We start from the raw sequence: 25192 nt of genomic DNA, 5'->3' as shown, positions 1-25192 counted from the left end.
CCTCCCATGAAACGCTGGATTCCCTGGATGGCCGTGGCCGTCATCATCGTGCTGGTCGTGGGCGGCGCCCTGCGGGCCGTGTCGGCGCGCCAGGCGCAGCAGAAGGCCCTGGCGGCCGCGTCCGCCAGCAAGGCCGAGAAGCTGGTCATGGAGGTCGCCGCGGACGAGCTGGCACCGGCACGGCGCCAGAGCCTGGTGCTGGGCGTGCCGGTGTCGGGCTCGTTGCGCGCGGTGCACAGCGCCACCATCAAGGCGCGCGTGGCCGGCGAGCTGCAGGGCCTGCAACTGCGCGAGGGCGACAGCGTGCGCGCCGGCCAGGAGGTGGCGCGCATCGACCCCACGGATTCCGAGGCCCGCCTGCGCCAGGCGCAGCAGCAGGCCGACGCGGCCAAGGCGCAGGTGGAAATCAGCCAGCGCCAGTTCAACAACAACAGCGCGCTGGTGGACCAGGGCTTCATCTCGCGCACCGCGCTCGAAACCTCGCAGGCCAGCCTGAACTCGGCCAAGGCCTCCTACCAGGCGGCCCTGGCCGCCGCCGACGTGGCGCGCAAGGCCCTGGCCGACACGGTGCTGCGCAGCCCGATCAGCGGGCAGGTGGCCCAGCGGCTGGTGCAGAACGGCGAGCGCGTGGCGGTGGAGGCGCGCATCCTGGAGGTGGTGGACCTCTCGCGCCTGGAGCTGGAGGCCCTGCTCGGCCCCGCCGATTCCGTGGCGGTGCGCGTGGGGCAGAAAGCCCGCCTGACCATCGAGGGCCGCAGCGAGCCGCTGCAGGCCACCGTGGTGCGCATCAGCCCCAGCGCCCAGCCGGGCAGCCGCACGGTGCCGGTGTACCTGGCCATTGACCCCGCGCCCGACATGCCCGCCCTGCGCCAGGGCCTGTTCGTGCAGGGGCAGCTGGACGTGGGCCGGGCCGAGCAGCTTGCCGTGCCGCTTGAAGCTGTGCGCACCGACCGGCCCCAGCCCTATGTGCAGGTGGCCGAGAACGGCCGCGTGGCGCACCGCGCCGTGCGCCTGGGCGCGCGCTCGCAGGCCGGCGGCCAGACCCTGGTGGCCGTGGAGGGCGTGGACGAGGGCGCGCTGGTGCTGGCCGGGCGCGTGGGCGCCTTGCCCGAGGGCACGGCGCTGCGCCTGCCCGAACCCGCCCCTGCCCCGGTGGCCAGCGCCGCCGCCAAACCCTGACCGCAGGGACACGCCATGTGGTTTACCAAGGTCAGTCTGAAGAATCCGGTGTTTGCCACCATGGTCATGCTGGCCTTCGTGGTGCTGGGCATTTTTTCGTACCAGCGCCTGAAGGTGGACCAGTTCCCCGAGATCGACTTTCCGGTGGTGGTGGTCACGGCCGACTACCCCGGCGCCTCGCCCGAGATCGTGGAGAGCGAGGTCACGAAGAAGATCGAGGAAGGCGTCAACTCCATCGCCGGCATCAACGCCCTCACCTCGCGCAGTTTCGAGGGCTCGGCGGTCGTCATCATCGAGTTCCAGCTCCACATCGACGGGCGCAAGGCCGCCGAGGATGTGCGCGAGAAGGTGGCCACCGTGCGCCCCAACCTGCGCACCGAGGTGAAGGAGCCGCGCGTGCTGCGCTTCGACCCGGCGAGCCGCCCCGTGTGGTCGCTGGCCGTGCTGCCTGAGGGCGACGAGGCCCACCGCCCCAGCGCCGTGGAGCTGACCACCTGGGCCGACCAGACGCTCAAGAAACGCCTGGAGAACGTGCGCGGCGTGGGCGCCGTGACGCTGGTGGGTGCCACGCGGCGCGAGGTCAACATCTACCTCGACCCGCAGGCGCTCGAAGCCTTCGGCGTCACGCCCGAGCAGGTGGCGCAGGCCGTGCGAAGCGAAAACCAGGACCTGCCGCTAGGCGCCGTGCGCTCGCTGGCGCAGGACCGCGTGGTGCAGATCGACGCGCGCATGGAGCGGCCCGAGGACTTCGGCCGCATCATCGTGGCGCGCAAGAACGGCGCCCCGGTGCGGGTGGAGCAGCTCGCCCGCGTGCAGGACGGCCCGCAGGAGGTGGAAAGCCTGGCGCTCTACAACGGCCAGCGCACGCTGCTGCTGTCGGTGCAGAAGGCCCAGGGCGAGAACACCATCGAGGTGGTGGACGGCCTGAACCAGGCCGTGCAGGCGCTGCGCAAGGAGCTGCCCCCGGGCGTGCGCCTGGAGACCATCGGCGACAGCTCGCGCCCCATCCGCGTGGCCGTGGACAACGTGCGCCAGACGCTGGTCGAGGGCGCGCTGCTCACCGTGCTCATCGTCTTCCTGTTCCTGAACTCGTGGCGCTCGACCGTCATCACGGGCCTGACGCTGCCGATCGCGCTCATCGGCACCTTTCTGTTCATGAACATGTTCGGCTTCACCATCAACATGATCACGCTGATGGCGCTTTCGCTGTGCGTGGGCCTGCTGATCGACGACGCCATCGTGGTGCGCGAGAACATCGTGCGCCACGTGCAGATGGGCAAGGGGGCCTATGCCGCCGCCATGGACGGCACGCAGGAGATCGGGCTGGCCGTGCTGGCGACCACGCTGTCCATCGTGGCGGTGTTCCTGCCCATTGGCTTCATGGGCGGCATCATCGGCAAGTTCTTCCACGAGTTCGGCATCACCATCGTCGCGGCGGTGCTGATCTCGATGTTCGTGAGCTTCACGCTCGACCCCATGCTGTCGTCCGTGTGGCACGACCCGAGCATCCATCCCCACGGCGAGCATGTGCGCCCCGTCACCCTGTACGACCGCACCATCGGCCGCGTGACCGGCTGGTTCGACCACGCCACCGACGCGCTGGCCGAGGGCTATCAGAAGGTACTCGGGTGGGCGCTGGTGCACAAACTCAAGACCCTGGCGCTGGCGCTGGGCATCTTCGTGCTCAGCGTGGTCATGGTGCCGCTCTTGGGCACCGAGTTCGTGCCCAAGGCGGATTTCTCGGAAACCTCCATCAACTTCTACGTGCCCGTGGGCTCGTCGATCGAAGCCACCGAGGCCAAGGCCAGGCAGGTGGAGGCCGTGGTGCGCTCCATGCCCGAGGTGCGCTACACGCTCTCGACCATCAACACCGGCAGCACCCAGGGCAAGATCTACGCCAGCGTCTACGTGCGCCTGGTGGACCGCAAGCAGCGCAGCCGCAGCGTGGACGACATGTCGGGCGTGCTGCGCGAGCGGCTGCGCCAGATTCCGGGCATCACGGTCACGCACGTGGGCCTGCTCGACCCGGTGGGCGGGCAGAAGCAGATCGAGTTCTCGCTGCAGGGCCCCGACCTACAGGAACTGGCGCGCCTGGCGCGCGCGGTGAATGAAAAGATCCGCGACATCCCGGGGCTGGTGGACCTCGACTCCAGCGTCAAGCCCGACAAGCCGGTGATCGCCGTCGATGTGCGCCGCGACGCCGCCTCCGACCTCGGCCTGTCGGTGGCGCAAATGGCCAACTCGCTGCGCACGCTGATCGCCGGCCAGACCGTGGGCAACTGGCGCGCCCCCGATGACCAGACCTACGATGTGAACGTGCGCCTCGCCCCCGACGCGCGCAACGCGCCGCAGGACCTGGAGCGCCTGCCCTTCGCCCTCGCGGGCGCCGACGGCGCGGGCCGCATCGTGCGCCTGAACCAGGTGGCCAGCGTGCGCGAAACCACCGGCCCCAACCAGATCAACCGGCGCGACCTCACGCGCGAGGTGGCCGTGAACGCCAACGTGCACCACCGCTCGGCGGGCGAGGTGTCGGGCGACATCCGCAAGGTGCTCGACGGCATGGCCTTCCCGCCGGGCTACCGCTACCAGTTCGGCGGCTCGACCAAGAACATGCAGGAATCGTTCGGCTACGCCATCTCGGCGCTGCTGCTGGCCGTGGTGTTCATCTACATGATCCTGGCCAGCCAGTTCAAGAGCTTCCTGCAGCCGCTGGCGCTGATGACGGCGCTGCCGCTCACGCTCATCGGCGTGGTGCTGGCGCTGCTGATGTTCGGCTCGTCGCTGTCGATGTTCTCCATCATCGGGGTCATCATGCTCATGGGCCTGGTGACCAAGAACGCCATCCTGCTGGTGGATTTCGCCATCCGCGCGCGCGACGACCACACCGGCGAGGACGGCCAGCCCGTGGCCGGCATGTCGCGCCACGATGCCCTGCTGATGGCCGCGCGCGTGCGGCTGCGCCCCATCCTCATGACCACGCTGGCCATGATCTTCGGCATGGTGCCGCTGGCCTTCGCCATGAGCGAGGGCTCGGAGCAGCGCGCCCCCATGGGCCAGGCGGTGATCGGCGGCGTCATCACCTCCTCGCTGCTGACCCTGGTGGTGGTGCCGGTGGTTTATTGCTACATGGACGATCTGGCGCAATGGGCGCGGCGCGTTCTGGGCCGCAAGGCGGCCTAAAATCAAGGGTTTGTCTTGACCAGCCCCACCAATCCCGGAGTTTTTCCATGAACATGCCCCTGAACACGACCGCCGACACCAGCGATCCAATCGTCCACGCACGCTACAACCTGATCCAGCAGCAGATCCGGACCTGGAACGTGGCCAGCGACGCCGTGCTGGAAACGCTGGAACAGGTGCACCGCGAGGACTTCGTTCCCGCGGCCTACCGCAATCTGGCCTTCGTGGACATGGAAATCCCCCTGGGCGGCGGCCAGTGCATGCTCAAGCCCCTGGTCGAGGCCCGCCTGCTGCAGGAAGTGAACGCCCAGAAGCACGAGCGCGTGCTCGAAATCGGCACCGGCTCGGGCTACATGGCCGCCCTGCTGGCCTACAACGCCGGCCAGGTGGTCTCGCTCGAAATCAGCCCCGCGCTCGCCCAGATGGCCCGCGCCAACCTGGAGCGCGCCGGCATCACCAACGTCACCGTGCACCAGGCCGATGGCGCCCAGGCCGGCATCCCCGACGGCCCGTTCGACGCCATCGTGCTGAGCGGCTCGGTGGCCGAGGTGCCCGCCCACCTGCTGGCCCAGCTCAACGACGGCGGCCGCCTGGTGGCCATCGTCGGCCAGGAACCCCAGATGCGCGTCACCGTGGTGCGCAAGACGGGCGACCGCTTCGACGCCACCTTCCCCTGGGACGTGAACGCGCCGCGCCTCTCCGGCTTCGGCGAGCCCTCGGGCTTCAAGTTCTGACGCGGGCCGGGAACGGAGAGCAGCGCATGACCGACCACGTCCGACCCGCCGAACTCGCCGCCTGGTTCGCCCAGGTGGCGCCCGGCGCGCGGCCGCTGGTGCTGGACGTGCGCGAACCCTGGGAGCTGCAGCAGGCCGCCGTGGCCGCGCAAGGCTTCGAGCTGCTCGCCATTCCCATGGGAAGCCTGCCCGCGCGCCTGAACGAACTGGACCCCGAGCGCCCCACCGCCTGCCTGTGCCACCACGGCGTGCGCAGCCTGCGGGTGGCGGCCTACCTCGAACAGCATGGCCACGAACACGTGGCCAACATCACTGGCGGCATCGATGCCTGGGCGCAAGACCACGACCCCGGTATCCCCCGCTACTGACCCGTCCTTTTTCGCGAGCGCACCCCATTCCCGCAGGCTTTTCCAGAAAGACCCTTTCCATGCAGCTGTTCCGGCTTCTCCCCCTGACCCTGGCGCTGGGCGCCGCCCTTGCCGCGCCCGCGCAGGCGCAAAGCCTGCTCGAACTGGTCGAGTCGGCCCGTGGCTACGACTCCGCCTGGCAGTCGGCCCGCGCCCAGCTCGAAGCCGCCGAGCGCCGCGCCGACCAGGCCCGCGCCGGCCTGCTGCCCAGCGTCGGCCTGAGCGCCGGCATTTCGCGCGCCGACACCGAGGTCAGCCGCCCGCCCATCCAGTTCAACGGCACGACGCGCAGCGTGGCCGTGAGCGCCTCGCAGCCGCTCTACCGTCCGGCCAACCGCATCACCCATGAACAGGGCAAGCTGGGCATCGACGTGGCCCAGGCGCAGCTCGACGCCGCCACGCAGGACCTGCTGGTGCGCGTGAGCCAGGCCTATTTCGACGTGCTGGCCGCGCAGGACACCCTCACCTTCGTGCAGGCGCAGAAGGCCGCCGTGTCCGAGCAACTGGCCGCCGCCAAGCGCAACTTCGAGGTGGGCACCTCCACGGTGACCGATTCGCGCGAGGCCCAGGCCCGCTTCGACCTCGTGAGCGCCCAGGAAATCGCCGCCGAGAACGACCTGCGCGTGAAGAAGCTCGCGCTCGATCAGCTCGTGGGCACCACGGGCGCCCAGCCGCGCCCGCTGGCTCAGCCCTTGCAACTGCCCGGCGTGCAGCCCGACAGCGTGGCCACGTGGGTGCAGACCTCGCAGGAGCAGCAGCCCGGCGTGCGCCAGGCCCAGCTCGCGCTCGACGTGGCCCGCCTGGAAACCCGCAAGGCCGAGACCGGCCACCGCCCGACCATCGACCTGCAGGCCAGCTACGCCATCCAGCACAACCCCAACGGCACGGTGTCAGCCCCCGGCCTCAACACGCGCACCAACAACGCCACCGTGGGCGTGGCGCTGAACATGCCCCTGTTCGCCGGCTTCGCGGTGCAGAACCGCGTGAAGGAAACCCTGGCGCTGGAACAAAAGGCCGAGGCCGACCTTGAAACCGTGCGCCGCAACGTCGCCCAGGCCACGCGCAGCGCCTTCTTCGGCGTGCAGTCGGGCATCGGCCAGGTCAAGGCGCTGGAAGCGGCCGAGCAATCGAGCCAGAGCGCGCTGGACGCCAACAAGCTGGGCTACCAGGTGGGCGTGCGCATCAACATCGACGTGCTCAACGCGCAAAGCCAACTCTACCAGACCAAGCGCGACCTGGCCGTGGCGCGCTACAACGTGCTGCTGGGCCAGCTCAAGCTGCGCCAGGCGGCCGGCACGCTCGCGCAGGACGATGTGACCGCCATCAACGCGCTGCTGGCGAAGTAATTCAGGCCACGGCGCGCAGCGCCTGTTCCAGGTCGGCCACCAGGTCGTCCGGGTGCTCGATGCCCACGCTCAGGCGGATCAGCCCTTCGGTCACGCCGCCGGCCGCACGGGTCTGGGCCGACACGAAACTGTGCGTGGTGCTGGCCGGATGGCAGGCCAGGCTGTCCGCGTCGCCCAAGGACACGGCCTGCGTGAACAGCCGCAGCCGGTCGAGCACGGCCGCTGCCGCCGCGCGCTCGCAGCGCGCCAGTTCGAACGACACCATGCCGCCAAACCCCTCCTGCAACTGGCGTTGCGCCAGCGCATGCTGCGGGTGGCACTCCAGCCCCGGGTAGTGCACGGCCCGCACGGCCGGGTGCGCCGCCAGGAAGCGCGCCACGGCCAACGCGCCCTCGCAGTGCGCCGCCATGCGCAGCGGCAGCGTTTTGATGCCGCGCAGGAACAAGAAGGCTTCCTGCGGCGCGAGGTTGCCCCCCACATGGCCCATCCCGGTCTTGCGCACGGCCCCCACCAGCGCCTCGGACCCCGCCACGATGCCGCCCGTGGCGTCGCCATGGCCGCCAAGGTACTTGGTCATGGAGTGCAGCACGAGGTCGATGCCCAGTTCCAGCGGCCTTGCCAGGCAAGGCGTGCAGAAGGTGTTGTCCGCCACGGTGGGCACACCGCGTGCGCGCGCCAGGGCGGCCACCTCGGCCAGGTCGTGCAGGCGCAGGGTGGGGTTGGTGAGCGTTTCGACCCATACCAAGCGCGTGGCCGGCGTCAGGGCGGCCGCGAGGCCGCTGGCCGTCGCATCGGTGACCTTGATGCCCCAGCGCTCACCCAGCGAGCGCATCAGCCCTTCGGTGCCACCGTAGAGCGGGCCCAGGAACACCAGTTCATCCCCCGGCCGGAGCAGGCCGAGCAGCACCGACGACGTGGCCGCCGTGCCGCTGGCGAAGGCTACCGCCGCCGGGGCGCCTTCGAGGTCGGCCATCTTGGCCTCCAGCGCCGCCACCGTGGGGTTGGCGAAGCGGCTGTAGCGGTAGCCCGGCGCCTCCCCCGCGAAAATGGCGGCGCCATGCTCCAGGGTGCCATAGCCGAAGGCCGTGGTCTGGCTGATGGGGGTGGCGATGGCGCCCGTGGTGGCGTCGGGGTGCTGTCCGGCGTGGACGGCACGGGTGCGCAAATGACTCATGGGGGGCATCCTGGCTGGTTCAAGGGCACGGAGGAAGCCCCATTTTGCTCTGATTACCGTAGCATGCCGCGCAATACCATCAGGCCATGGAGGCCATTTCTGCTTTGAATCTTAACGCCGGGATGACAGCAGGCGCACCACGGCCGCCGCTGTCGCGCGGGCCGCGCCCCGGTGGTCGGCCGCGAACCGCAGGGCCGCATCGCGCGCCTGGCCCAGGCGCGCGCTGTCGCGTGCCAGGCCACAGGCGGCCTCCAGTCCCTGCGCCAGGCCGGCCACGCGCTGGGCCGCGCCAGCGGCACAGGCTTTTTCCGCCGCGTCGGCGAAGTTGAAGGTGTGCGGGCCCAGCACCACCGGGCACCCGCAGGCGGCGGCCTCGATGAGGTTCTGCCCGCCCAGCGGCGCGAAGCTGCCCCCCAGCAGCGCCACATCGGCCAGGCCGTAGTACAGGGCCATCTCGCCCAGGCTGTCGCCCAGCCACACATCCACATCCTGCGGCGGCAGCGCCCAGGTGCTGCGGCGCGACACACGCAGGCCCGCGCCCTGCAGGAGCTGCTGCACCTCGTCGAAGCGCTGCGGATGGCGCGGCACGATCAGCCACTGCACACCGGCACAGGCCGTTTCAGGCACTGCATTTGCTTCTGTTTTGATAGCTAATAGCGCCTGTCCTGATTGGCCTGGAGGCCATTTTTGCTTCAAGGCGTCGAGCCACATCGCCTCCTCGCCCTCACGGCTGCTGGCCAGCAGGACGACGGGGCGCGTGCCCGTGGCGCGCCAGGCGCGGCCTTGTTCCACCTGGGCCGCGTCGGGCACCACGTCGAACTTCAGGTTGCCCAGCACCGCCTTCACGGGCGCGCCGATGGCGCGCAGGCGCGCTGCGTCGGCCTCGGTCTGCGCCCAGGCGGCCGTGAGGCCGCCGTAGGCCGGGCGCGCCAGCCAGTGCATGCGCCGGGCCTTGCGCAGGGATTTGTCGTTGAAGCGCGCGTTCGCCAGCACCAGCGGAATGCCGCGCTGGCGGCAGCCCTCGACCAGGTTGGGCCAGACCTCGGTCTCCATCAGGATGCCGATGGCTGGGCGGAAGCGCGCCAGAAAGCGCGCCACGGCGCCCGGCGTGTCCCAGGGCTGCCAGACCTGCACGTCGCCGGGCTGCAGCAGCTTTTCGCCCTCCTTGCGCCCCGTGGCCGTGCCGTGCGTGAGCAGCAGGCGCATGCCCGGAATCTGCTCGCGCAGCTCCTGCAGCAGGATGGCGGCGGCGCGCGTCTCGCCCAGCGAGACGGCATGGACCCAGACAAAGCTGCGCAGCAGGTCGGTGCTGTTCTGCATCAGCAGGCTCTCGATGGGCCGGGGGTAGCGGCCGAAGCGCTCGCCCACGGCCTTGCCGTAGCCCGGCTCGGCGCGCGCGCGGCGCGCGAGCTTGCGGCGCAGCAGGGGCTGGACCGACCAGGTCAGCGCCGAGTAGAGCCGAAGCGCGAGAGTTGCCATGGTATTGCTGACCGAAGGTTCATTGATCGCAGCGCTTCACGCCACCCGTGGCCCAGGCCTTCCATCTCAGTGCGCGGCCGCGCCCACCTGGGCATCGGGCTTGACGCGCTTGAGCAGCGCCAGCATCGCCGCCTCGATGCGGTGCAGGGCCTCGGGCGTGTGGCCCTCGAAGCGCAGCACCAGCACGGGCGTGGTGTTGCTGGCGCGGATCAGGCCGAAGCCGTCCGGCCAATCCACGCGCAGGCCGTCGATGGTGTTGATCTGCGCGGGCGCCGCAAAGGTTTCGGGCGCCAGGGCCTGCAGCTCGGCGGTGAGGCGGTGCGGCTCGCCCTCGGCGCAGGCCACGTTCAGCTCGGGCGTGCTGTGGCTGGTGGGCAGGCCGTTGAGCACGGCGCTGGGGTCGGCATGGCGGCTCAGGATTTCGAGCAGGCGGCAGCCGGCGTAAGTGCCGTCGTCGAAGCCGAACCAGCGCTCCTTGAAGAAGATGTGGCCGCTCATCTCGCCGCCCAGGGGCGAATCGACCTCTTTCATGCGGGCCTTGATGAGCGAGTGGCCGGTCTTGTACATCAGCGGCTGGCCGCCCGCCTGTGCAATGGCGGGCGCCAGGCGCTGGGTGCATTTCACGTCGAACAGGATGGCGCCGCCGGGCACGCGCGAGAGCACGTCCTGGGCGAACAGCATCATCTGGCGGTCGGGGAAGATGTTCTGGCCGTCCTTGGTGACGATGCCCAGGCGGTCGCCGTCGCCGTCGAAGGCCAGGCCCAGCTCGGCGTCGCCCGCCTGCAGGGCTGCGATCAGGTCGCGCAGGTTCTCGGGCTTGCTCGGGTCGGGGTGGTGGTTGGGGAAGTCGCCGTCGACCTCGGAGAACAGCTCGGTCACCTCGCAGCCGATGGCGCGGAAGATGTCCGGCGCCGAGGCTCCGGCGATGCCGTTGCCGCTGTCCACCACGATCTTCATCGGGCGCGCGAGCCGGATGTCGCCCACGATGCGCTCGCGGTAGGCCGGCAGCACGTCGGCCTGGCGGATGAAGCCGCCCTGGGCCAGCGTCCAGCTTTGCTCCTCGATGCAGCGGCGCAGCGCCTGGATTTCCTCGCCATGGATGGCGCGGCCGTTCAGCACCATCTTGAAACCGTTGTAGTCCTTGGGGTTGTGGCTGCCCGTGACCTGGATGCCGCTGGCGCACAGCGTGCTGGCGGCGAAGTAGAGCATGGGCGTGGTGCACTGACCGATGTCGATCACTTCCAGGCCGCTTTCGGCCAGGCCGAGCATCAGCGCATACGACAGCTCGGGACCGGACAGGCGGCCATCGCGCCCCACGGCCACGACGGACTGGCCCTCGATGCGGGCCGCCGTGCCGAACGCGCGGCCCAGGCAGCGCGCCACATGCTCATTCAGGGTGGTGGGCACGATGCCCCGGATGTCATACGCTTTGAAGATGGCGGGCGAGAGTTGCACGGTGATGGTTTCCACAGGTGTTCCGAACCGGCGCCGATTGTAGGTGCCCTGCCGCAGCCCCGGGCCGCGAAGCAGATGTCCGGAAACGGCCAGCCGGCGCCGCCGGCGGTGCCTATCATCACCCCCATGGCCCCCACCACCGCCCCCCCGCCCGCCGACACCGCCGACGACGACGGCCGCTACCTCGCCCTGCGGGCGCGGGACGCGCGTTTCGACGGCCAGTTCTTCACCGGCGTGACCTCCACCGGCATCTACTGCCGTCCGGTCTGCGCCGTGCGCACGCCCCGGCGCGAGAACTGCCGCTTCTTCGCGCTGGCGGCGCAAGCCGAGAGCGCGGGCTTCAGGCCCTGCCTGCGCTGCCGCCCCGAGGTGGCGCCGCAGGCGCTGGCCTGGTCGGTGCAGGATGCATCGGGCATCCTGGTGCGCCAGGCCGTGCGGCTGCTCGACAGCGCGCAGGTCTGGGAGCCCCCCGAGGGCCTGGGCGCGGCACGGCTGGCCCAGCGCCTGGGCGTGAGCGACCGCCACCTGCGCCGCATCTTCGAGGCCGCGCTGGGCGTCTCGCCGCTGCAGTACCTGCAGACGCGCCGCCTGCTGATGGCCAAGCAGCTGCTGACCGACACGGCCATGCCCGTCACCCAGGTAGCACTGGCCAGCGGCTTTGGCAGCGTGCGCCGCTTCAACGCCGCCTTCGCCGGGCACTACGGCCTCAACCCCACGCAGTTGCGGCGCACCGGCACCACCGCTGGTGGCGGCACAGGCGGCAGCCTGCGCCTGGCCTACCGGCCGCCGTTCGACGTGGCCGCGCTGCTGGCCTTCTTCGCCCAGCGCCAGTTCGAGGGCGTGGAATGGGCCCTGCCGGACGAAGCCACACTCCGACGCACCGTGCGCTTGCGCACCGGCGCGGGCGAGATCACCGGCTGGCTCGGCGCGCGCTTCGACACGGCACGCCACCAGGTATGGCTGGAAACCTCCGCCAGCCTGTACCCGGCGCTGCCGCAGGTCATTGCCCGGGTGCGCGCCATGCTGGACCTCGACGCCGACCCGGCCGCCATCAACGCCGTGCTGCACGGCGCCTTCCCGGCTGGCGACGGCCTGCGCGTGCCCGGCGCCTTCGACGGTTTCGAGCTGGCGGTGCGTGCCGTGCTGGGCCAGCAGATCACCGTGGCGGCCGCGCGCACGCTGGGCCAGCGGCTGGTGGGGCATTTTGGCGACCCCATCGCCACGCCCTGGCCCGAACTGCACCGCCTGTTCCCGGCGCCCGCCGTGCTGGCCCGGTCCGAGGGCGAGGCGCTGGGGCAATTGGGCATCGTGCGCCAGCGCCAGGCCGCCATCGTGGCGCTGGCGCGGGCGGTGGACAGCGGCCAGCTCGCCCTGCACCCGGGCGCCGACGTGGCGGCCACCACGGCGGCGCTGTGCCAGTTGCCCGGCATCGGCGACTGGACGGCGCAGTACATCGCCCTGCGCGCGCTGCGCTGGCCCGACGCCTTCCCGGCCGGCGATGTGGCCCTGCACAAGGCGCTGGGCGTGCAGGGGCAGAAACACCCGGCCCGCGCCGCCACCGAGGTGGCCGACGCCTGGCGCCCCTGGCGCGGCTATGCCGTGCTGCGGGCCTGGGCGGCGGGCTGCATCCACATCAGCGAGGCTTCACTATCAAAAGCGTAGCTGATAGCGCTTGCCCCGCCTGCGCAAAACATCGATTTCGCTTCTAATGGAGCATTCACCATGCAATTCCACCCCTCCACCGTACAGAGCCAAACCGCCACCCCGCTGGGCACGGTGCGGCTCGCCGCCTCGCCCACCGGCCTGTGCGGCCTGTGGTTCGACGGCCAGCGCCACCTGCCGGCCCAACTCGACGGCCCGGAGGCCTGGGCACAGGCACCGGACCACCCCCTGCTGCAGGAAGCCGCCGCCCAGTTGCTGCAGTACCTGCGCGGCGAACGCCAGCACTTCGACCTGCCGCTGGACTTGGCCGGGGGCACCGGCTTTCAGCAGGCCGTGTGGCAGGCGCTCTTGCGCATTCCGCCGGGCCGCACGACGAGCTACGGCGCCCTGGGCCGCGAGATCGGCCGGCCCGCCGCCGTGCGCGCCGTGGGCGCCGCCGTGGGGCGCAATCCGCTGAGCCTGGTCGTGCCCTGCCACCGCGTGCTGGGGGGCGACGGCAGCCTCACGGGCTATGCCGGCGGGCTGGAACGCAAGGCGGCCCTGCTGCGCCTGGAAGGCGCCCTCCCCTCCGACACCAAGGTTCCCGCATGAGCGCCACGCCCACGACCAAACCGGTTTCCGCCTGGATCGGCGAATTCATCCTGCTGTCCGCCCTGTGGGGCGCCTCGTTCCTGTTCATGCGCATGGGCGCCTCGGAGTTCGGCCCGCTTCCCACGGCCGGGCTGCGCGTGCTGCTGGCCACGGTGTTCCTGTGGCCCATCCTGCTCCACCAGGGCCAGTGGCCGGCCTTGCGCCAGCACTGGAAGCCGGCGCTGCTGTCCGGGCTGGTGAATTCGGCGATTCCGTTCGCGCTGTATTCCTGGGCGGTGCTGCACATCACCACGGGGCTGGCCTCCATCCTCAACGCCACGGTGCCGCTGTTCGGCGCGCTGGTGGCCTGGGTGTGGCTGGGCGACCGCATCAACCGCCTGCGCTGGCTGGGCCTGGGCATCGGCTTCGTGGGCGTGGCGCTGCTGGCCTGGCGCGCGCCGGGGGGCGCGGGCATCAAGTCGGATGATGCGCCCTGGGCCATCGCGGCCTGCCTGGGCGCCACCACCTGCTATGCCCTTGCGGCCAGCTTTGCCCGGCGCTACCTGGTGGGGGCTCCGCCGCTGGCCACGGCCACGGGCAGCCAGCTCGGGGCGGCGCTGGGGCTGTTCGTGCCCATGATCTGGTTCTGGCCCGCCGTACTGCCGGGGCCGCGCGCCTGGGCCGCCATCATCGCCATCGCCATCCTGTGCACCGGCATCGCCTACATCCTGTATTTCCGGCTCATTGCCCATGCCGGGCCGAGCCGCGCGCTGGCCGTGACCTTCATGGCGCCGGTGTTCGCGGTGTTCTACGGCGTGGTGTTCCTGAACGAAGCCATCACGCCGTGGATGGTGGGCTGCGCCGTGGTCATCGTGGGCGGCACCCTGTTGTCAACCGGACTTATCAGGACCCGCCAGGACGGGAAAAACACCGCGTAACAAGTCTACACTCGGGGCATGTCCGCCGCGCCCAGCCGCCCCCACCCCGATCAGAGCCGCAACACCGGCCCCGGGGCCACTCAGCCGGAGGGCGTGGACGCCAGTTTCGACGCCGTCCGGCACGCGCTGAGCACGTCGCAGGCCAAGATGAACGCCATCTACGAGGCGCTGCCCGACCCGGCGGGCATCTCGCGCATGTCCGACGGCCTGTACATCGAGGTGAACCCCGCCTTCTGCACGATGGCCGGGCTCGCGCGCGAAGAGATCCTGGGCCGCACCTCGACCGCGCTCAACATCTGGGCCACGGACCAGGAGCGTTTCAAGCTGGTCGATACCCTGCGCCGCGATGGCCTAGTGGACAAGCTGCCCATGCTGGCCCAAAGCAACGGGCACCTCATCCCGGGCGTGCTTTCGGCGCGCCCTGTGCAGATCGATGGCGAGGACTGCCTGGTGTTCGTGTTCCACGACGCCACGCGCGAGAAAAAGGTGCATGACGAGCTGGTGGCGATGAACGCCGTGCTCGGCCAGGCCGGGCGCATGGCCCGCCTGGGCGCCTGGGAGGACGAACGGGGCAAGGGCCTGGTGTACTGGTCCGACGTCTGCTACGACATCCACGGCCTGCCGCGCGGCGCCCCGCTGCCGCGCGACTACATCGAGGAGCATGTCGCGCCGCAGTGGCGCGAGACCATGCGCGAGAAGATCCGCCGCAGCATCCTCGAACGCACCGAGTGGAGCATGGACGTGGAGATCCTGCGCCCCGACGGCAGCACCATCTGGGGCCGCGCCCACGGCGAGCCGGTGGTGGAGAGCGGCCGGGTGGTGCGCATCCTGGGCGTGATGCAGGACATCGACGACTTCAAGCGCACCGAGCAGCGCCTGCTGCAATCGCAGGCCCTGTTCTCGCGTATCTTCCAGCTCATGCCCTACCCCATGGGCTTGTCGGACCGCGACACCGGCCGCTACATCGAGGTCAATCCGGCGTGGGAGCAGATGTTCGGCTACACGCGCCAAGAGGCCATCGGCCGCTCGGCCATGGAACTGGGCATTCTTTCGGACACCTCGCGCTCCCGCATGGTCGAGGCAGCGCAGGCCACCGACCTGCTGCAGGACTACGAGGTGCTCGCCACCACGCGCGGCGGAGAGCAGCGCACGGTGCTGCAGTCCATGCGCGCCACCGAGTTCGACGGCAAGCCCTGCTGGCTGTTCGCGCTCAACGACATCACCGACCGCAAGCGCGGCGAGGAACAGGTGCGCGAGCGCGAGGCCCTGCTCTCGCTCACGCTCTCGGCCGCCGCGCTGGGCCGCTGGGACTGGAACCTGCACACGGGCATGATCACCGGCGACCACCGCTGGATGGCCATGCGCGGCGTGCCGTCGGGCGGCGGGACGCCGCCGGCCGTGGCCTGGACCCAGTTCCTCGGCCCCGAGGACGTGCTGCGCATGACCACCGAGGTGGCGCGCCACGCCGCCAACCTGGACACCCCGTTCGACGCCACCTGCTGCATCGCGCGCCCGCACGAGAAGGACCGCTGGGTCCGCAGCCTGGGCAAGATCGTCAGCTTCGATGACAGCGGCCAGCCCCAGCGCATGCTGGGCGTCTCCATCGATGTGACGGGCCAGCGCGAGCAGGAGATGCTGCTGCGCCGGCTGGCGCATTTCGACACCCTCACCGGCCTGCCCAACCGCGTGCTGCTGGCGCGCAAGCTGGCCGAGTTCATGGAAGAGGCCCGGACCAACGACTCGCTGCTGGGCGTGGCCTACCTCGATCTGGACGGCTTCAAGCCCGTCAACGACCGCCTGGGCCACGACGCCGGCGACCGCCTGCTGGTTGTCGCCGCCCAGCGCCTGACACGCGCCCTGCGCCCCACCGACTGCGTGGCGCGTCTGGGGGGCGACGAATTCGTCATCCTGCTACCCGGCCTGGCCCACGCGCAGGACTGCCGCCATGCCCTGGGCCAGGTGATGCAGAGCATCGGCTCGCCCTACCAGCTGGGAAGCGAGCGGGTGTCGGTCACGGCCAGCATCGGCTTCACGCTGTTCCCGCAGGACGACGCCGATGCCGACACCCTGCTGCGCCACGCCGACCAGGCCATGTACGTCGCCAAGCAGGCCGGGCGCAACCGCTTCCACGAGTTCGACGCCACGCAGGAGCGCCAGACGCGCCAGCTGCGCGAGCAGATCGCCCAGTTGCGCGAGGCGCTGGCGCGCGGACAGTTCGAACTGTTCCTGCAGCCCAAGGTGGACATGCGCCAGGGCACCGTGGTGGGCGCCGAGGCACTGGCGCGTTGGCGCCACCCCGAGAAGGGCGTGCTCTCGCCCGGCGCGTTCATGCCGCTGCTGGAGGGCACCGACTTCGAGGTGCCGTTCGGCGCCTGGGTGGTCGATGCCGGCCTGGCGCTGATCCGCCGGCTCATGCAGCACGGGGTGCACCTGCCGGTGAGCCTGAACATCTCGGCCCCGCACCTGCAGCAGCCCGGCTTCGCCGACTGGATGGAGCAACAACTGGCCCGCCACCCCGACGTGCCACCGAGCCAGGTGGAGATCGAGATCACCGAGACCGCCGCGCTCTACCACGTCGACCACGTGGCCAGCACGCTCAAGGCGGTGCAGGCCATGGGCCTGGGCACTTCGCTGGACGACTTCGGCACGGGCTATTCATCGCTCACCTACCTGCGGCGCCTGCCGCTGTCCACGCTCAAGATCGACCAGAGCTTCGTGCACGGCATGATGGGCGACGCGGGCGACCTGGCCATCGTGCAGGGCGTGATCGGGCTGGCGCGCTCGTTCGGCTACCGCATCATCGCCGAGGGCGTGGAAACCGCCGACCAGGGCCAGATGCTGCTGCAGATGGGCTGCCATCTCGCGCAGGGCTACCACTTCGCACGGCCCATGCCGGTGGATGAATTCATCGAGTGGGTCGGCCGCTGGCAGCCACCGGCCACGGGACAGCGGCCGCACTTCGGCTGAAATCACCATAAAAAAAGCCTCTAGAGCCCGTGGAACGGGCGCTGGAAGCTATCAATCAAGGAGCATTTCTGCTCCCGCCGTTCAATCGGTGTTCACTCGCCGACCAGGGCGCGCACCTGCTGCAGCGCGGCCGGGTCTTCCATGGTGGTGAGGTCGCCCGGGTCGCGGCGCTCGGCCACGGCCTGCAGGGCGCGGCGCAGCAGCTTGCCGCTGCGCGTCTTGGGCAGCGTGGTAACGAAGAACACGCGCGAGGGCCGGGCCACGGCGCCCAATTGCCCGTCCACCACCTTCATCACCTCGCCTTCGAGCTTGAGGCGCGCGGCGTCGCTGTCGAGCCCCGTGGCGTCGCGCGGCACGGCGAAGGCCATGGCGACCTGGCCCTTGAGCTGGTCGGCCACGCCCACCACGGCCACTTCGGCGATGTTGGGGTGGGACGAGATCGATTCCTCGATCTCGCGCGTGCCCAGGCGGTGGCCGGCGACGTTGATCACGTCGTCGGTGCGGCCCAGGATGAAGTGGTAGCCGTCGGCATCGCGGATGCCCCAGTCGAAGGTGCTGTAGATCAGGCGGCCGGGGATGCTCTTCCAGTAGGTGTTGACGAAGCGCGCGTCGTCGCGCCACACCGTCTGCATGCAGCCCGGGGGCAGCGGGCCCTCGATGGCGACCACGCCCTTCTGGTTGGCGCCCGTCAGTTCCTCGCCCGTGGCCTCGTCGATCAGCTTCACGGCATAGCCGTACATGGCCTTGCCGGGGCTGCCGAAGCGCGTGGACTGCTGCTCCACGCCGTTGGCCAGCGTGAGGATGGGCCAGCCGGTCTCGGTCTGCCAGTAGTTGTCGATGATGGGCACCTGCAGCGCGTCGCTGATCCACTGCGCCGTGGGCTCGTCGAGCGGCTCGCCGGCCAGCCACAGGGCCTTGAGGGTGGAGACGTCGTACTTCTTGAGCCAGGAGGCGTCCTGTTTCTTGAGCACCCGCACCGCCGTGGGGGCCGAGAACATGTGCGTGACCTTGTACTTCTCGACGATGCTCCACCACACGCCCGCGTCGGGGCGGATGGGCAGGCCTTCGTACATGATGGTCGTCATGCCCGCGATCAGCGGGCCGTAGATGATGTAGCTGTGCCCCACCACCCAGCCGATGTCGCTGGTGGCGAAGTAGGTCTGCCCGGCCTCGGCGTCGAAGATGTGCTTCATGCTGGCGGCCAGCGCCACGGCGTAGCCGCCGGTGTCGCGCTGCACGCCCTTGGGCTTGCCGGTGGTGCCGCTGGTATAGAGCGTGTAGCTCGGGTGCGTGGACTCCACCCACTCGCAGGGCACGCTGGCGTTGAGGTGCTGCTCGCGCAGGGTGGCCCAGAGGTGGTCGCGCCCGGCCACCAGGTCCATGGGCGCCAGGCCCCGGTCCACCAGCAGCACGCTGGCGGGCTTGTGGCTGGAGAGGCGGATGGCCTCGTCCAGCAGCGGCTTGTAGGGCACGCCCTTGCCGCCGCGCGATCCGGCGTCGGCGCTGACGATGGCCACCGGCTCGGCGTCCTCGATGCGCGAGGCCAGCGAGCCCGAGGCGAAGCCGCCAAACACCACGGAATGCAGGGCGCCGATGCGCGCGCAGGCCAGCATGGCGAAGGCTGCCTCGGCGATCATGGGCATGTAGATGAGCACGCGGTCGCCCTTCTTCACGCCCAGCGACAGCAGGCTAGCGGCCATGCGCTGCACTTCCTGGTGCAGCTCGGCGAAGCTGTAGCTGCGCTCGGTGTCGGTTTCGGTGGAGATGGCCACCAGGGCCGGCTGGCTGGCGCGGGCCTTCAGGTGGCGGTCCACCGCGTTGTGGCACAGGTTGGTGGTGCCGCCCACGAACCAGCGCGCGAACGGCGGGTTGCTGTAGTCGCACACCTGTTGGGGCGGCGTCTGCCAGTCGATCAGGCGGGCCTGCTCGGCCCAGAAGTCGTCGCGGTGGTCGATGGACTGGCGGTAAAAATCGGCGTAGCTGCTCATGGGTCGTCTCCTTGGCCTCTCTCCCTGCGGGCTGGGCAGGTTTTGAATTCATAATTATTCATGACGGGCTTGCGGGAATCTGACGGACGAAAGCATCCGCGCCCCATCCGCAAGCACGGCACCGGCCCCTGGGCCCAGGAAACCAGCGCCGCTCAGAACATGTTGACGGTCTCAGTCGCCGAGGCAGATGCCCAGGTCGCGTGCCGTCTGCAGCGTGTCGCCGTCGAGCGGCACGCCCTTCATGCGGCCCGCCACATCGGCCAGGGGCACGTAATCCACATTGGGGAACGACAGCGACACCATCACGCCCGAGAGCCCTTCCTCCAGCGCGCGCACCGCCGCCGCGCCAAAGCGCAGGGCCGCCAGCCGGTCGAACGAGGTGGGCGAGCCGCCGCGCAGCAGATGGCCCAGCACCACCACCCGGCTGTCCTTGCCGCTGCGCAAGGCCAGTTCGCGCGCGACCTGTTCGCCCATGCCGCCCAGCCGCTCGGCATGGCCGGCCTCGGCGGGGGCCGTCAGGGCACGATGCCCCTGGCGCGGGTAGGCCCCTTCGGCGACGACCACGATCGAATACATGCGGCCCAGCGCATCGCGCTTGTGGATCTGGTCCACCACCCCGGCCAGGTCGAACGGGATCTCGGGCAGCAGGATGGCGTGGGCGCCACCCGCAATGCCCGCGTGCAGCGCGATCCAGCCCGCGTAGCGCCCCATCACCTCGACCACCATGATGCGCTGGTGGCTCTCGGCCGTGCTGTGCAGGCGGTCCAGGCACTCGGTGGCGAACGACACGGCGGTGTCGAAACCGAACGTGGTGAAGGTTTTGTCCAGGTCGTTGTCGATGGTCTTGGGCACACCCACCACGCGCAGGCCCTTGCGGTACAGCTCGTGCGCGATGGAAAGCGAGCCGTCGCCGCCCACCGTGACGAGCGCATCGATGCCCTCGCGCGCGAAGCACTCCAGCAGCTCATCGGAGCGGTCGCATTCGCCCATGCTCCCATCCGGGTTCTGCACCGGGAAATGGAACGGGTCGCCCTTGTTGGTGGTGCCCAGGATGGTGCCGCCCAGGTGCGAAATGCCACGCACCCGCTCGTGCGTGAACGGCACCAGCCCGCCCTGCGGATAGCGCCCGGGCACCAGCAGGCCGTTGTAGCCGTCGCGGATACCCACGCATTCCCAGCCCCGGCGCAGCGCGGCCGACACCGTGGCCCGGATCACCGCATTGAGGCCCGGGGCATCGCCGCCCCCGGTACTGATGGCGATGCGTCGAATGGGAAGAGCCACAAAAATCTCCTGCGGGGTCAGTCAAGCCCACAGGATACGGCATGCACGGCACCGCTGGCCGCACAACCCTTGCGCGCGCTACCGTGGCGGCTTCGCGGCGCGCAGCCAGATGCGGCGCAGCAGGAAAACGGCGACGACATCGCCCACGGCGGACAGCACCAGGGCCAACCCGACCCAGGGCGCCACCGCCGGTTCGAGCCAGGCGACGGGCACCAGCAGCAGCCACACCCCCGCGAGCAGAAAGACGGCGGCGCACCCAGCCAGCGCGAGCAGCACCACCTTCTGCGGCGGCGCGAGCGCGGGCGCGGGCGCCGCGCCCCGCAGGGCGCGCTCGGGGTCACGAAAGTCAACGGTCATGGCGCCTCCTTGGAATCCATGCACAGCCGCGCCACGTCGGCGGGGCTCATCGGCTCCAGGCCGCTTTCCTCGGTGGGCGCCAGCGCGTGCAACACCTTCTGCAGCGCCTCGTCGGTGGGCGCCAGGAAATACAGCGCACCACCGGCCCGCAGCATGGCGGCGGCCGGCTTGCGCATGGCGGTGCTCACCGCCGCCGCGTTGGCCAGCGCGATCCAGATATCCTCGGGCCGCAGAAGCTCGCGCCAGTTGCTGCTGGTGTGGTCTTCCGACTCGGCGGCCTGGGTCAGGCTGAGAAACCCGGTGCCGTGCTGGAAAAGCGCCGAGGGCCGGCCAACCAGGCGCCCGAGACGGAACTCCGATTCCCCCACATGCACCGGTTCGGGCAAACGGCCGCTGAAGATGGGCAGCGTCTTACGCACGGCATCGTGCGTGGCGAACATGTGCTGCACGAAAAAATAGCCGTGCACGCGCACGCCATCGACCGGCTCCACCACCGACCAGCGCAGGGCCGCTGCTTCGTCACTCACGTTGCGCTCCTTTGGCGGCCGAAGCCCGGGACGGGCGTTCGCGCTCCTGCACGTTGTGGATGGAATCGAGGATCGTCATGGTCGAGCGCTCCGTTTCCGCGTCCACGTCGCCGATGCGGCGCACCTGGCTCGTCCATTCGGGGTTGGCCACGAACACGCTTTCCGACGCTGGCCTTGTCGGCCGCCGGACCACCCGGCGCTGGGGCGGCTCACGTGCGGGAGCCGCCTGCACGGGCGGCTCGGCGGTTTCCTGTTGCGCGGGCGGCGCGGAAGCCTCGTGTGACGCGGGTTCGGAGGCGGCCTCCGGCGGGGAGGCGCTGGAGGAACTGGAGGCAGCGGAATCGGCCGCCGATGCCGCCCCGGACATGTCCTCGATCGGCTTGGTCACCACCCGGGTGCTGCGCACGGGTTTGGGGTCGGGCGACGCCGCAAGCCAGTAGCCCAGGCCCGAAGCCAGAACGACCGCGCCGATGGCGCCCGCGAGAATCCATGTTCCCCGGCTGATCGCGTCGGCCTCGTCCTCGACCGGGGCGGCCTGCGCCGGCTGCGCCGCCTTGGGGCGCGGCGGCGCGGGCGGCACGAAGGCGGCGATGCCCTCCATGCCCTGATCCGTCAACACCGTCGCCAAGCCCAGCATGCCGTGTCACCCCGAAAAATGGAACCAACGGCGCGCGGCCTGCCCCGGATGGACAGGCTCGCGGCCCAGCATGCATCCTAGCCCTTCCCCCTGCGCGCGGTAGGGGGAAAAGACCTACTTCACCAGCGCTAACATGTCCTTGAACGCCGGGTGCTCGCACGAGCGCAGCCACTCGAAGGCCACCATCTCGGTCGTCACCAGCTCGGCACCGGCGCCAGCCAGACGGTCGTAGGCGGCATCGCGGTTGCGCTCGGTGCGCGAGCCGCAGGCGTCGGTCACCACCCACACGTCGAACTCGTCCTCGATCAGGTCCAGCGCCGTCTGCAGCAGGCACACATGCGCCTCGCAGCCGGCAATGACGATGGTGGCGCGCTCGGGGCCGCTCTGCGCCGTCTTCTGCATGTGCTTGGGCAGGCTGCGGGCATTGCCGGCCGGCGGCTTGGCCGGCGGACGCAGCCACTCGCCCAGACCCTCCTCCATGGCGCTGAAGTGCATCTTGGGCAGCGTCTTGCGGCACAGCGCGCGCAGGGCAGCATCGTTGGCGCCCAGGCGCGAGGGGTTCTGCTCGGTGCCCCACACGGGCACCTCCAACATCTTGGCGATCTGGGCCAGGCGGCGCGCGTGGGCCAGCACGGCGGGGCCTTCGTGGATGGCCGGCATCAGGCGCTCCTGGTAGTCGACCAGGACGAGTTGGGATTCGGCGGCGTCAAGCAGCATGGCAGGGTCTTTCTCTCTGGTGGGTGCAAGGGCCGGATTGTCGCAGCCGTGGCGCAGCGCCGGGGGCTTTGCACCAGCAGGCGTATCTTGAACTTTGCGGGCAGGCCCCAGCGCGCTTGCCTGGCAGGAGCATGGGAGGTAGCTTCATGCAACCCTTGGCTCTGAACAAGGCTCTTACCCGCTGGAATCCGGGCCGGCGGTCGTCATGACCACCCGGGATGACGCAAACGGCAACATCATGGGCCGGTCTTGCCGGGCCTCCCTTGATTCAGGAGTGCCTTGCCAAGCTGGAGTGCAACGTCATCGCAGAGTCGCTGGGATTGCCTTGCTCAGGCTGGCCGATCATGCCGGCGCTCCAAGCCGTCTGGCGGCAATCGGCGGGCGAGGCAGTCTCACCGACCTTCATTCAAACCAACCAGCCTGCTCAAAATCCGGGGCTGTTCATGTCGAGGTAAACGATAAAGTCTGCACCTCAGAACACCGACCAGCCAGTGAACTCTGACAACTCTTGCAGCGCGCGCGTGCCGAGCAGTGAATTGCCAAACGCATTCAGGCCAGGAGACCAGACAGCGATCGATGCATGTCCCGGAACGACGGCAAGAATGCCGCCTCCGACGCCACTCTTGCCGGGGAAGCCGACCGAATAGGCGAAGTCGCCTGAACCATCATAGTGCCCCGCGACCAGCATCAAGGCGTTGACACTGCGTGCCTGAGCTGGGCTCAGCAGGTGGGCTGCGGAGTCGAAGCCGGCCAGGAACCGGCCGACGCTGGCCAATTGCTGGCAGTTCATCGCGATCGCGCATTGGCGACAGTAAATCTGCAGAAGCCGTTCGCATTCCGTGTGCAGATTGCCGCACGAGCGTAGAAAGTACGCCAGGGAGAAGTTGCGGTAGGCCGTGCGGTATTCCGAGGCGGCAACCTGTTCATCAATCGAGATCCGGTCATCTCCAGCCGCCGTGCGAACGAAATCCATCAGTTCGTCGAGTCCGCCGCCCGCGTCGGGCGCATCAAGCATGGCGTCGGTGGTGACCAGTGCACCCGCATTGACGAAAGGATTGCGCGGTTTGCCGCCTTCCTGCTCAAGCTCAATGACCGAGTTGAAGGTGTAGTTAGATGGTTCCTTGCCCACCCGCTTCCAGAGCCGGTCGCCGTGACGGCCCAATGCGATCGCCAGTGAGAAGACCTTTGAGATGCTCTGGATCGAAAACGGTGTCGCAGCGTCGCCCGCGCTCAGCTGCTCACCACTGGCCAGGCACACACTGATCCCGAACTGATGCACATCAACGCTGGCCAGTTGCGGAATGTAGTGCGCCACCTGGCCGCGTTTGTGTGCGCGCTTCATGCGCGCGTCGAGCCCTACCAGAAAGCTCTGGAGCGTTTCCAAAGCGGCGCGGTCCATCGTTCAAACCAGATAACGCCGCGCCAGCAGCGCCCAGTATGCAGCGCCAATGGCCAGGTTGGCGTCGTTGAAGTCGTAACCCGGGTTGTGCACCATGCAGGCGCCCAGCTTGTCGCCAGCCCCGTTTCCGATCAACAGGTAGCTGCCGGGGCACTTCTCCAGCATGAAAGCGAAGTCTTCGCTGCCGGTGAGCGGCGGGGCCTGCAGCACGACGCGCTCGGCACCAACCAATTCGCTGCCAATCTGGCGGGCGAAGTCGGTTTCGTCCTTGCTGTTGACCAGTGCCGCGTAGCCGCGCCGGTAGTCGATTTCAGCCTTGACGCCAAAGCTCTGCGCCTGAGCGTGGGTGATTTCGGTAATGCGCTGCTGCAGCAGACTGCGCACCTCAGAATCGAGCGCGCGCACGCTCAGCTCGAGATATGCGCTGTCGGGGATGACGTTATTGGCGCGTCCGGATTGCAACACCCCCACGGTCACCACCGCTGTTTGTAGTGGATCGACATTGCGCGAGACCACGGTCTGCAACGCCATCACCAGGCTGGCTGCCGCCACCACCGGATCGGCTGTCTTGTGCGGCACAGCACCGTGACCACCGTGGCCTACCAGCGTAATGTAGACCTTGTCAGAGGAGGCCATCATTGGGCCTTCGCGAAAGATCAAGTGCCCCTGTGGCCAGCCGGGCATGTTGTGCATGCTGAAGACAGCGTCACATGGGTATTTGTCGAACAGGCCGTCGTTGATCATGCGTACGGCGCCACAGTCGCTGGTGCCGTATTCCTCTGCGGGCTGGAAGATCAGGTTGAGTGTCCCTGAGAAGTCACCCTGCTCTGCCAGCACCTTGGCTGCCGCCAACAGCATGGCCGTATGTCCGTCGTGGCCGCAGGCGTGCATGACGCCTTGGTTGCGACTTGCGTACTGCAGCCCCGTGGCCTCCTGGATCGGCAGTGCATCCATGTCCGCGCGCAGACCCAGGGTGCGCTTGCCGTCGCCACGCTGGAGTTGCCCGACCACACCGGTTCCGCCCAGGCCGCGCTCAACGTGGTAACCCCAGTCCCGCAGTCGTGCAGCCACCAAATCACTGGTGCGCAGCTCTTCGAATGGCAGCTCGGGGTGCTGATGGATATCACGGCGCAAAGCGATGAACTCGTCTTCGTGTGCGCGTACCGCCTGCAAGGTGTCTTGAACAGTCATGCTA

At 69.5% G+C, this 25192-nt stretch carries 19 protein-coding genes and 2 pseudogenes; 9 read left to right on the top strand and 12 right to left on the bottom strand.

Annotated elements, in window-relative coordinates:
- The first annotated feature begins 6 nt into the window (after window positions 1–6).
- The 5 genes from D8S75_RS10210 to D8S75_RS10190 are packed head-to-tail and all read left to right on the top strand — an operon-like array spanning window position 7 to window position 6846.
- Entirely contained in the window at window positions 7–1179 is a 1173-nt protein-coding gene (locus D8S75_RS10210) for an efflux RND transporter periplasmic adaptor subunit (RefSeq protein WP_119966232.1), read from the top strand.
- Window positions 1180–1194: 15 nt separating this feature from the next.
- Window positions 1195–4359, top strand: coding sequence for an efflux RND transporter permease subunit (locus D8S75_RS10205; RefSeq protein ID WP_119966231.1), 3165 nt, complete (start codon window positions 1195–1197; stop codon window positions 4357–4359).
- A 47-nt stretch (window positions 4360–4406) separates the two neighbouring features.
- Complete coding sequence (locus D8S75_RS10200) at window positions 4407–5093, top strand: protein-L-isoaspartate O-methyltransferase family protein (RefSeq protein ID WP_119966230.1); 687 nt, start codon at window positions 4407–4409, stop codon at window positions 5091–5093.
- Between the two features lie 26 nt (window positions 5094–5119).
- A complete protein-coding gene (locus D8S75_RS10195; protein WP_119966229.1) occupies window positions 5120–5461 on the top strand; it encodes a rhodanese-like domain-containing protein in 342 nt (113 codons plus the stop codon).
- Between the two features lie 59 nt (window positions 5462–5520).
- Complete coding sequence (locus D8S75_RS10190) at window positions 5521–6846, top strand: TolC family outer membrane protein (protein WP_119966228.1); 1326 nt, start codon at window positions 5521–5523, stop codon at window positions 6844–6846.
- A gap of 1 nt (window position 6847) precedes the next feature.
- On the opposite strand, the gene D8S75_RS10185 is transcribed toward D8S75_RS10190, so the two are convergent.
- The 3 genes from D8S75_RS10185 to D8S75_RS10175 all read right to left on the bottom strand — a co-directional run bounded on the left by D8S75_RS10185 (window position 6848) and on the right by D8S75_RS10175 (window position 10954).
- Window positions 6848–8020 carry a trans-sulfuration enzyme family protein gene (locus D8S75_RS10185; RefSeq protein WP_119966227.1) on the bottom strand — a complete coding sequence of 391 codons (1173 nt, stop codon included), beginning with the start codon at window positions 8018–8020 and terminating at the stop codon, window positions 6848–6850.
- Window positions 8021–8131: 111 nt separating this feature from the next.
- Window positions 8132–9499, bottom strand: coding sequence for a 3-deoxy-D-manno-octulosonic acid transferase (locus D8S75_RS10180; protein WP_119966226.1), 1368 nt, complete (start codon window positions 9497–9499; stop codon window positions 8132–8134).
- Between the two features lie 66 nt (window positions 9500–9565).
- On the bottom strand, window positions 9566–10954 hold the full coding sequence (locus tag D8S75_RS10175) for a phosphomannomutase/phosphoglucomutase (protein ID WP_119966403.1): 1389 nt from the start codon (window positions 10952–10954) through the stop codon (window positions 9566–9568).
- Between the two features lie 126 nt (window positions 10955–11080).
- Here D8S75_RS10175 and D8S75_RS10170 point away from each other — a divergent pair, with 126 nt between their 5' ends.
- From D8S75_RS10170 to D8S75_RS10155, 4 genes and pseudogenes are all read left to right on the top strand, one after another.
- Window positions 11081–12616 carry a DNA-3-methyladenine glycosylase 2 family protein gene (locus D8S75_RS10170; protein ID WP_119966402.1) on the top strand — a complete coding sequence of 512 codons (1536 nt, stop codon included), beginning with the start codon at window positions 11081–11083 and terminating at the stop codon, window positions 12614–12616.
- A gap of 60 nt (window positions 12617–12676) precedes the next feature.
- Complete coding sequence (locus D8S75_RS10165; protein ID WP_119966225.1) at window positions 12677–13207, top strand: methylated-DNA--[protein]-cysteine S-methyltransferase; 531 nt, start codon at window positions 12677–12679, stop codon at window positions 13205–13207.
- A complete protein-coding gene (locus D8S75_RS10160) occupies window positions 13204–14124 on the top strand; it encodes a DMT family transporter (RefSeq protein WP_119966224.1) in 921 nt (306 codons plus the stop codon). Before D8S75_RS10165 ends, D8S75_RS10160 begins: the two co-directional genes overlap by 4 nt.
- A gap of 18 nt (window positions 14125–14142) precedes the next feature.
- Window positions 14143–17001, top strand: a pseudogene (locus D8S75_RS10155) (sensor domain-containing protein); the annotation flags it as partial.
- Here the strand turns inward: D8S75_RS10155 and D8S75_RS17960 are convergent.
- The 9 genes and pseudogenes from D8S75_RS17960 to D8S75_RS10115 form a co-directional block, all read right to left on the bottom strand.
- A pseudogene (locus D8S75_RS17960) lies at window positions 16995–17072 on the bottom strand (hypothetical protein); the annotation flags it as partial. The pseudogenes D8S75_RS10155 and D8S75_RS17960 overlap by 7 nt on opposite strands.
- A 111-nt stretch (window positions 17073–17183) precedes the next feature.
- The gene (locus tag D8S75_RS10150) at window positions 17184–19079 is read right to left on the bottom strand and encodes a propionate--CoA ligase (RefSeq protein ID WP_119966222.1); all 1896 of its coding nucleotides are present in this window, start codon (window positions 19077–19079) and stop codon (window positions 17184–17186) included.
- Window positions 19080–19250: 171 nt separating this feature from the next.
- Window positions 19251–20360 carry a 6-phosphofructokinase gene (locus tag D8S75_RS10145; protein WP_119966221.1) on the bottom strand — a complete coding sequence of 370 codons (1110 nt, stop codon included), beginning with the start codon at window positions 20358–20360 and terminating at the stop codon, window positions 19251–19253.
- Window positions 20361–20438: 78 nt separating this feature from the next.
- Window positions 20439–20717 (bottom strand): hypothetical protein, encoded by a 279-nt coding sequence (locus D8S75_RS10140; protein WP_119966220.1) that lies wholly within the window; start codon window positions 20715–20717, stop codon window positions 20439–20441.
- Window positions 20714–21244 (bottom strand): hypothetical protein, encoded by a 531-nt coding sequence (locus D8S75_RS10135; RefSeq protein WP_119966219.1) that lies wholly within the window; start codon window positions 21242–21244, stop codon window positions 20714–20716. The genes D8S75_RS10140 and D8S75_RS10135 overlap by 4 nt, the downstream gene beginning before the upstream one ends.
- The gene (locus D8S75_RS10130; protein WP_157982628.1) at window positions 21237–21845 is read right to left on the bottom strand and encodes a hypothetical protein; all 609 of its coding nucleotides are present in this window, start codon (window positions 21843–21845) and stop codon (window positions 21237–21239) included. Before D8S75_RS10130 ends, D8S75_RS10135 begins: the two co-directional genes overlap by 8 nt.
- Window positions 21846–21995: 150 nt before the next feature.
- Window positions 21996–22598 (bottom strand): isochorismatase family protein, encoded by a 603-nt coding sequence (locus D8S75_RS10125; protein WP_119966217.1) that lies wholly within the window; start codon window positions 22596–22598, stop codon window positions 21996–21998.
- Window positions 22599–23070: 472 nt separating this feature from the next.
- A complete protein-coding gene (locus D8S75_RS10120) occupies window positions 23071–23997 on the bottom strand; it encodes a glutaminase (RefSeq protein WP_042423665.1) in 927 nt (308 codons plus the stop codon).
- Window positions 23998–24000: 3 nt separating this feature from the next.
- Entirely contained in the window at window positions 24001–25188 is a 1188-nt protein-coding gene (locus D8S75_RS10115) for a M20 aminoacylase family protein (protein ID WP_042423663.1), read from the bottom strand.
- Between the last annotated feature and the right edge of the window lie 4 nt (window positions 25189–25192).

Origin of the sequence: Simplicispira lacusdiani, from assembly GCF_003604195.1 — a bacterium.
GTDB lineage: Bacteria > Pseudomonadota > Gammaproteobacteria > Burkholderiales > Burkholderiaceae_C > Simplicispira > Simplicispira lacusdiani.
The sequence above is the reverse complement of the archived record's forward strand: the minus strand, read 5'-3'. Positions and strand labels throughout refer to the sequence as shown.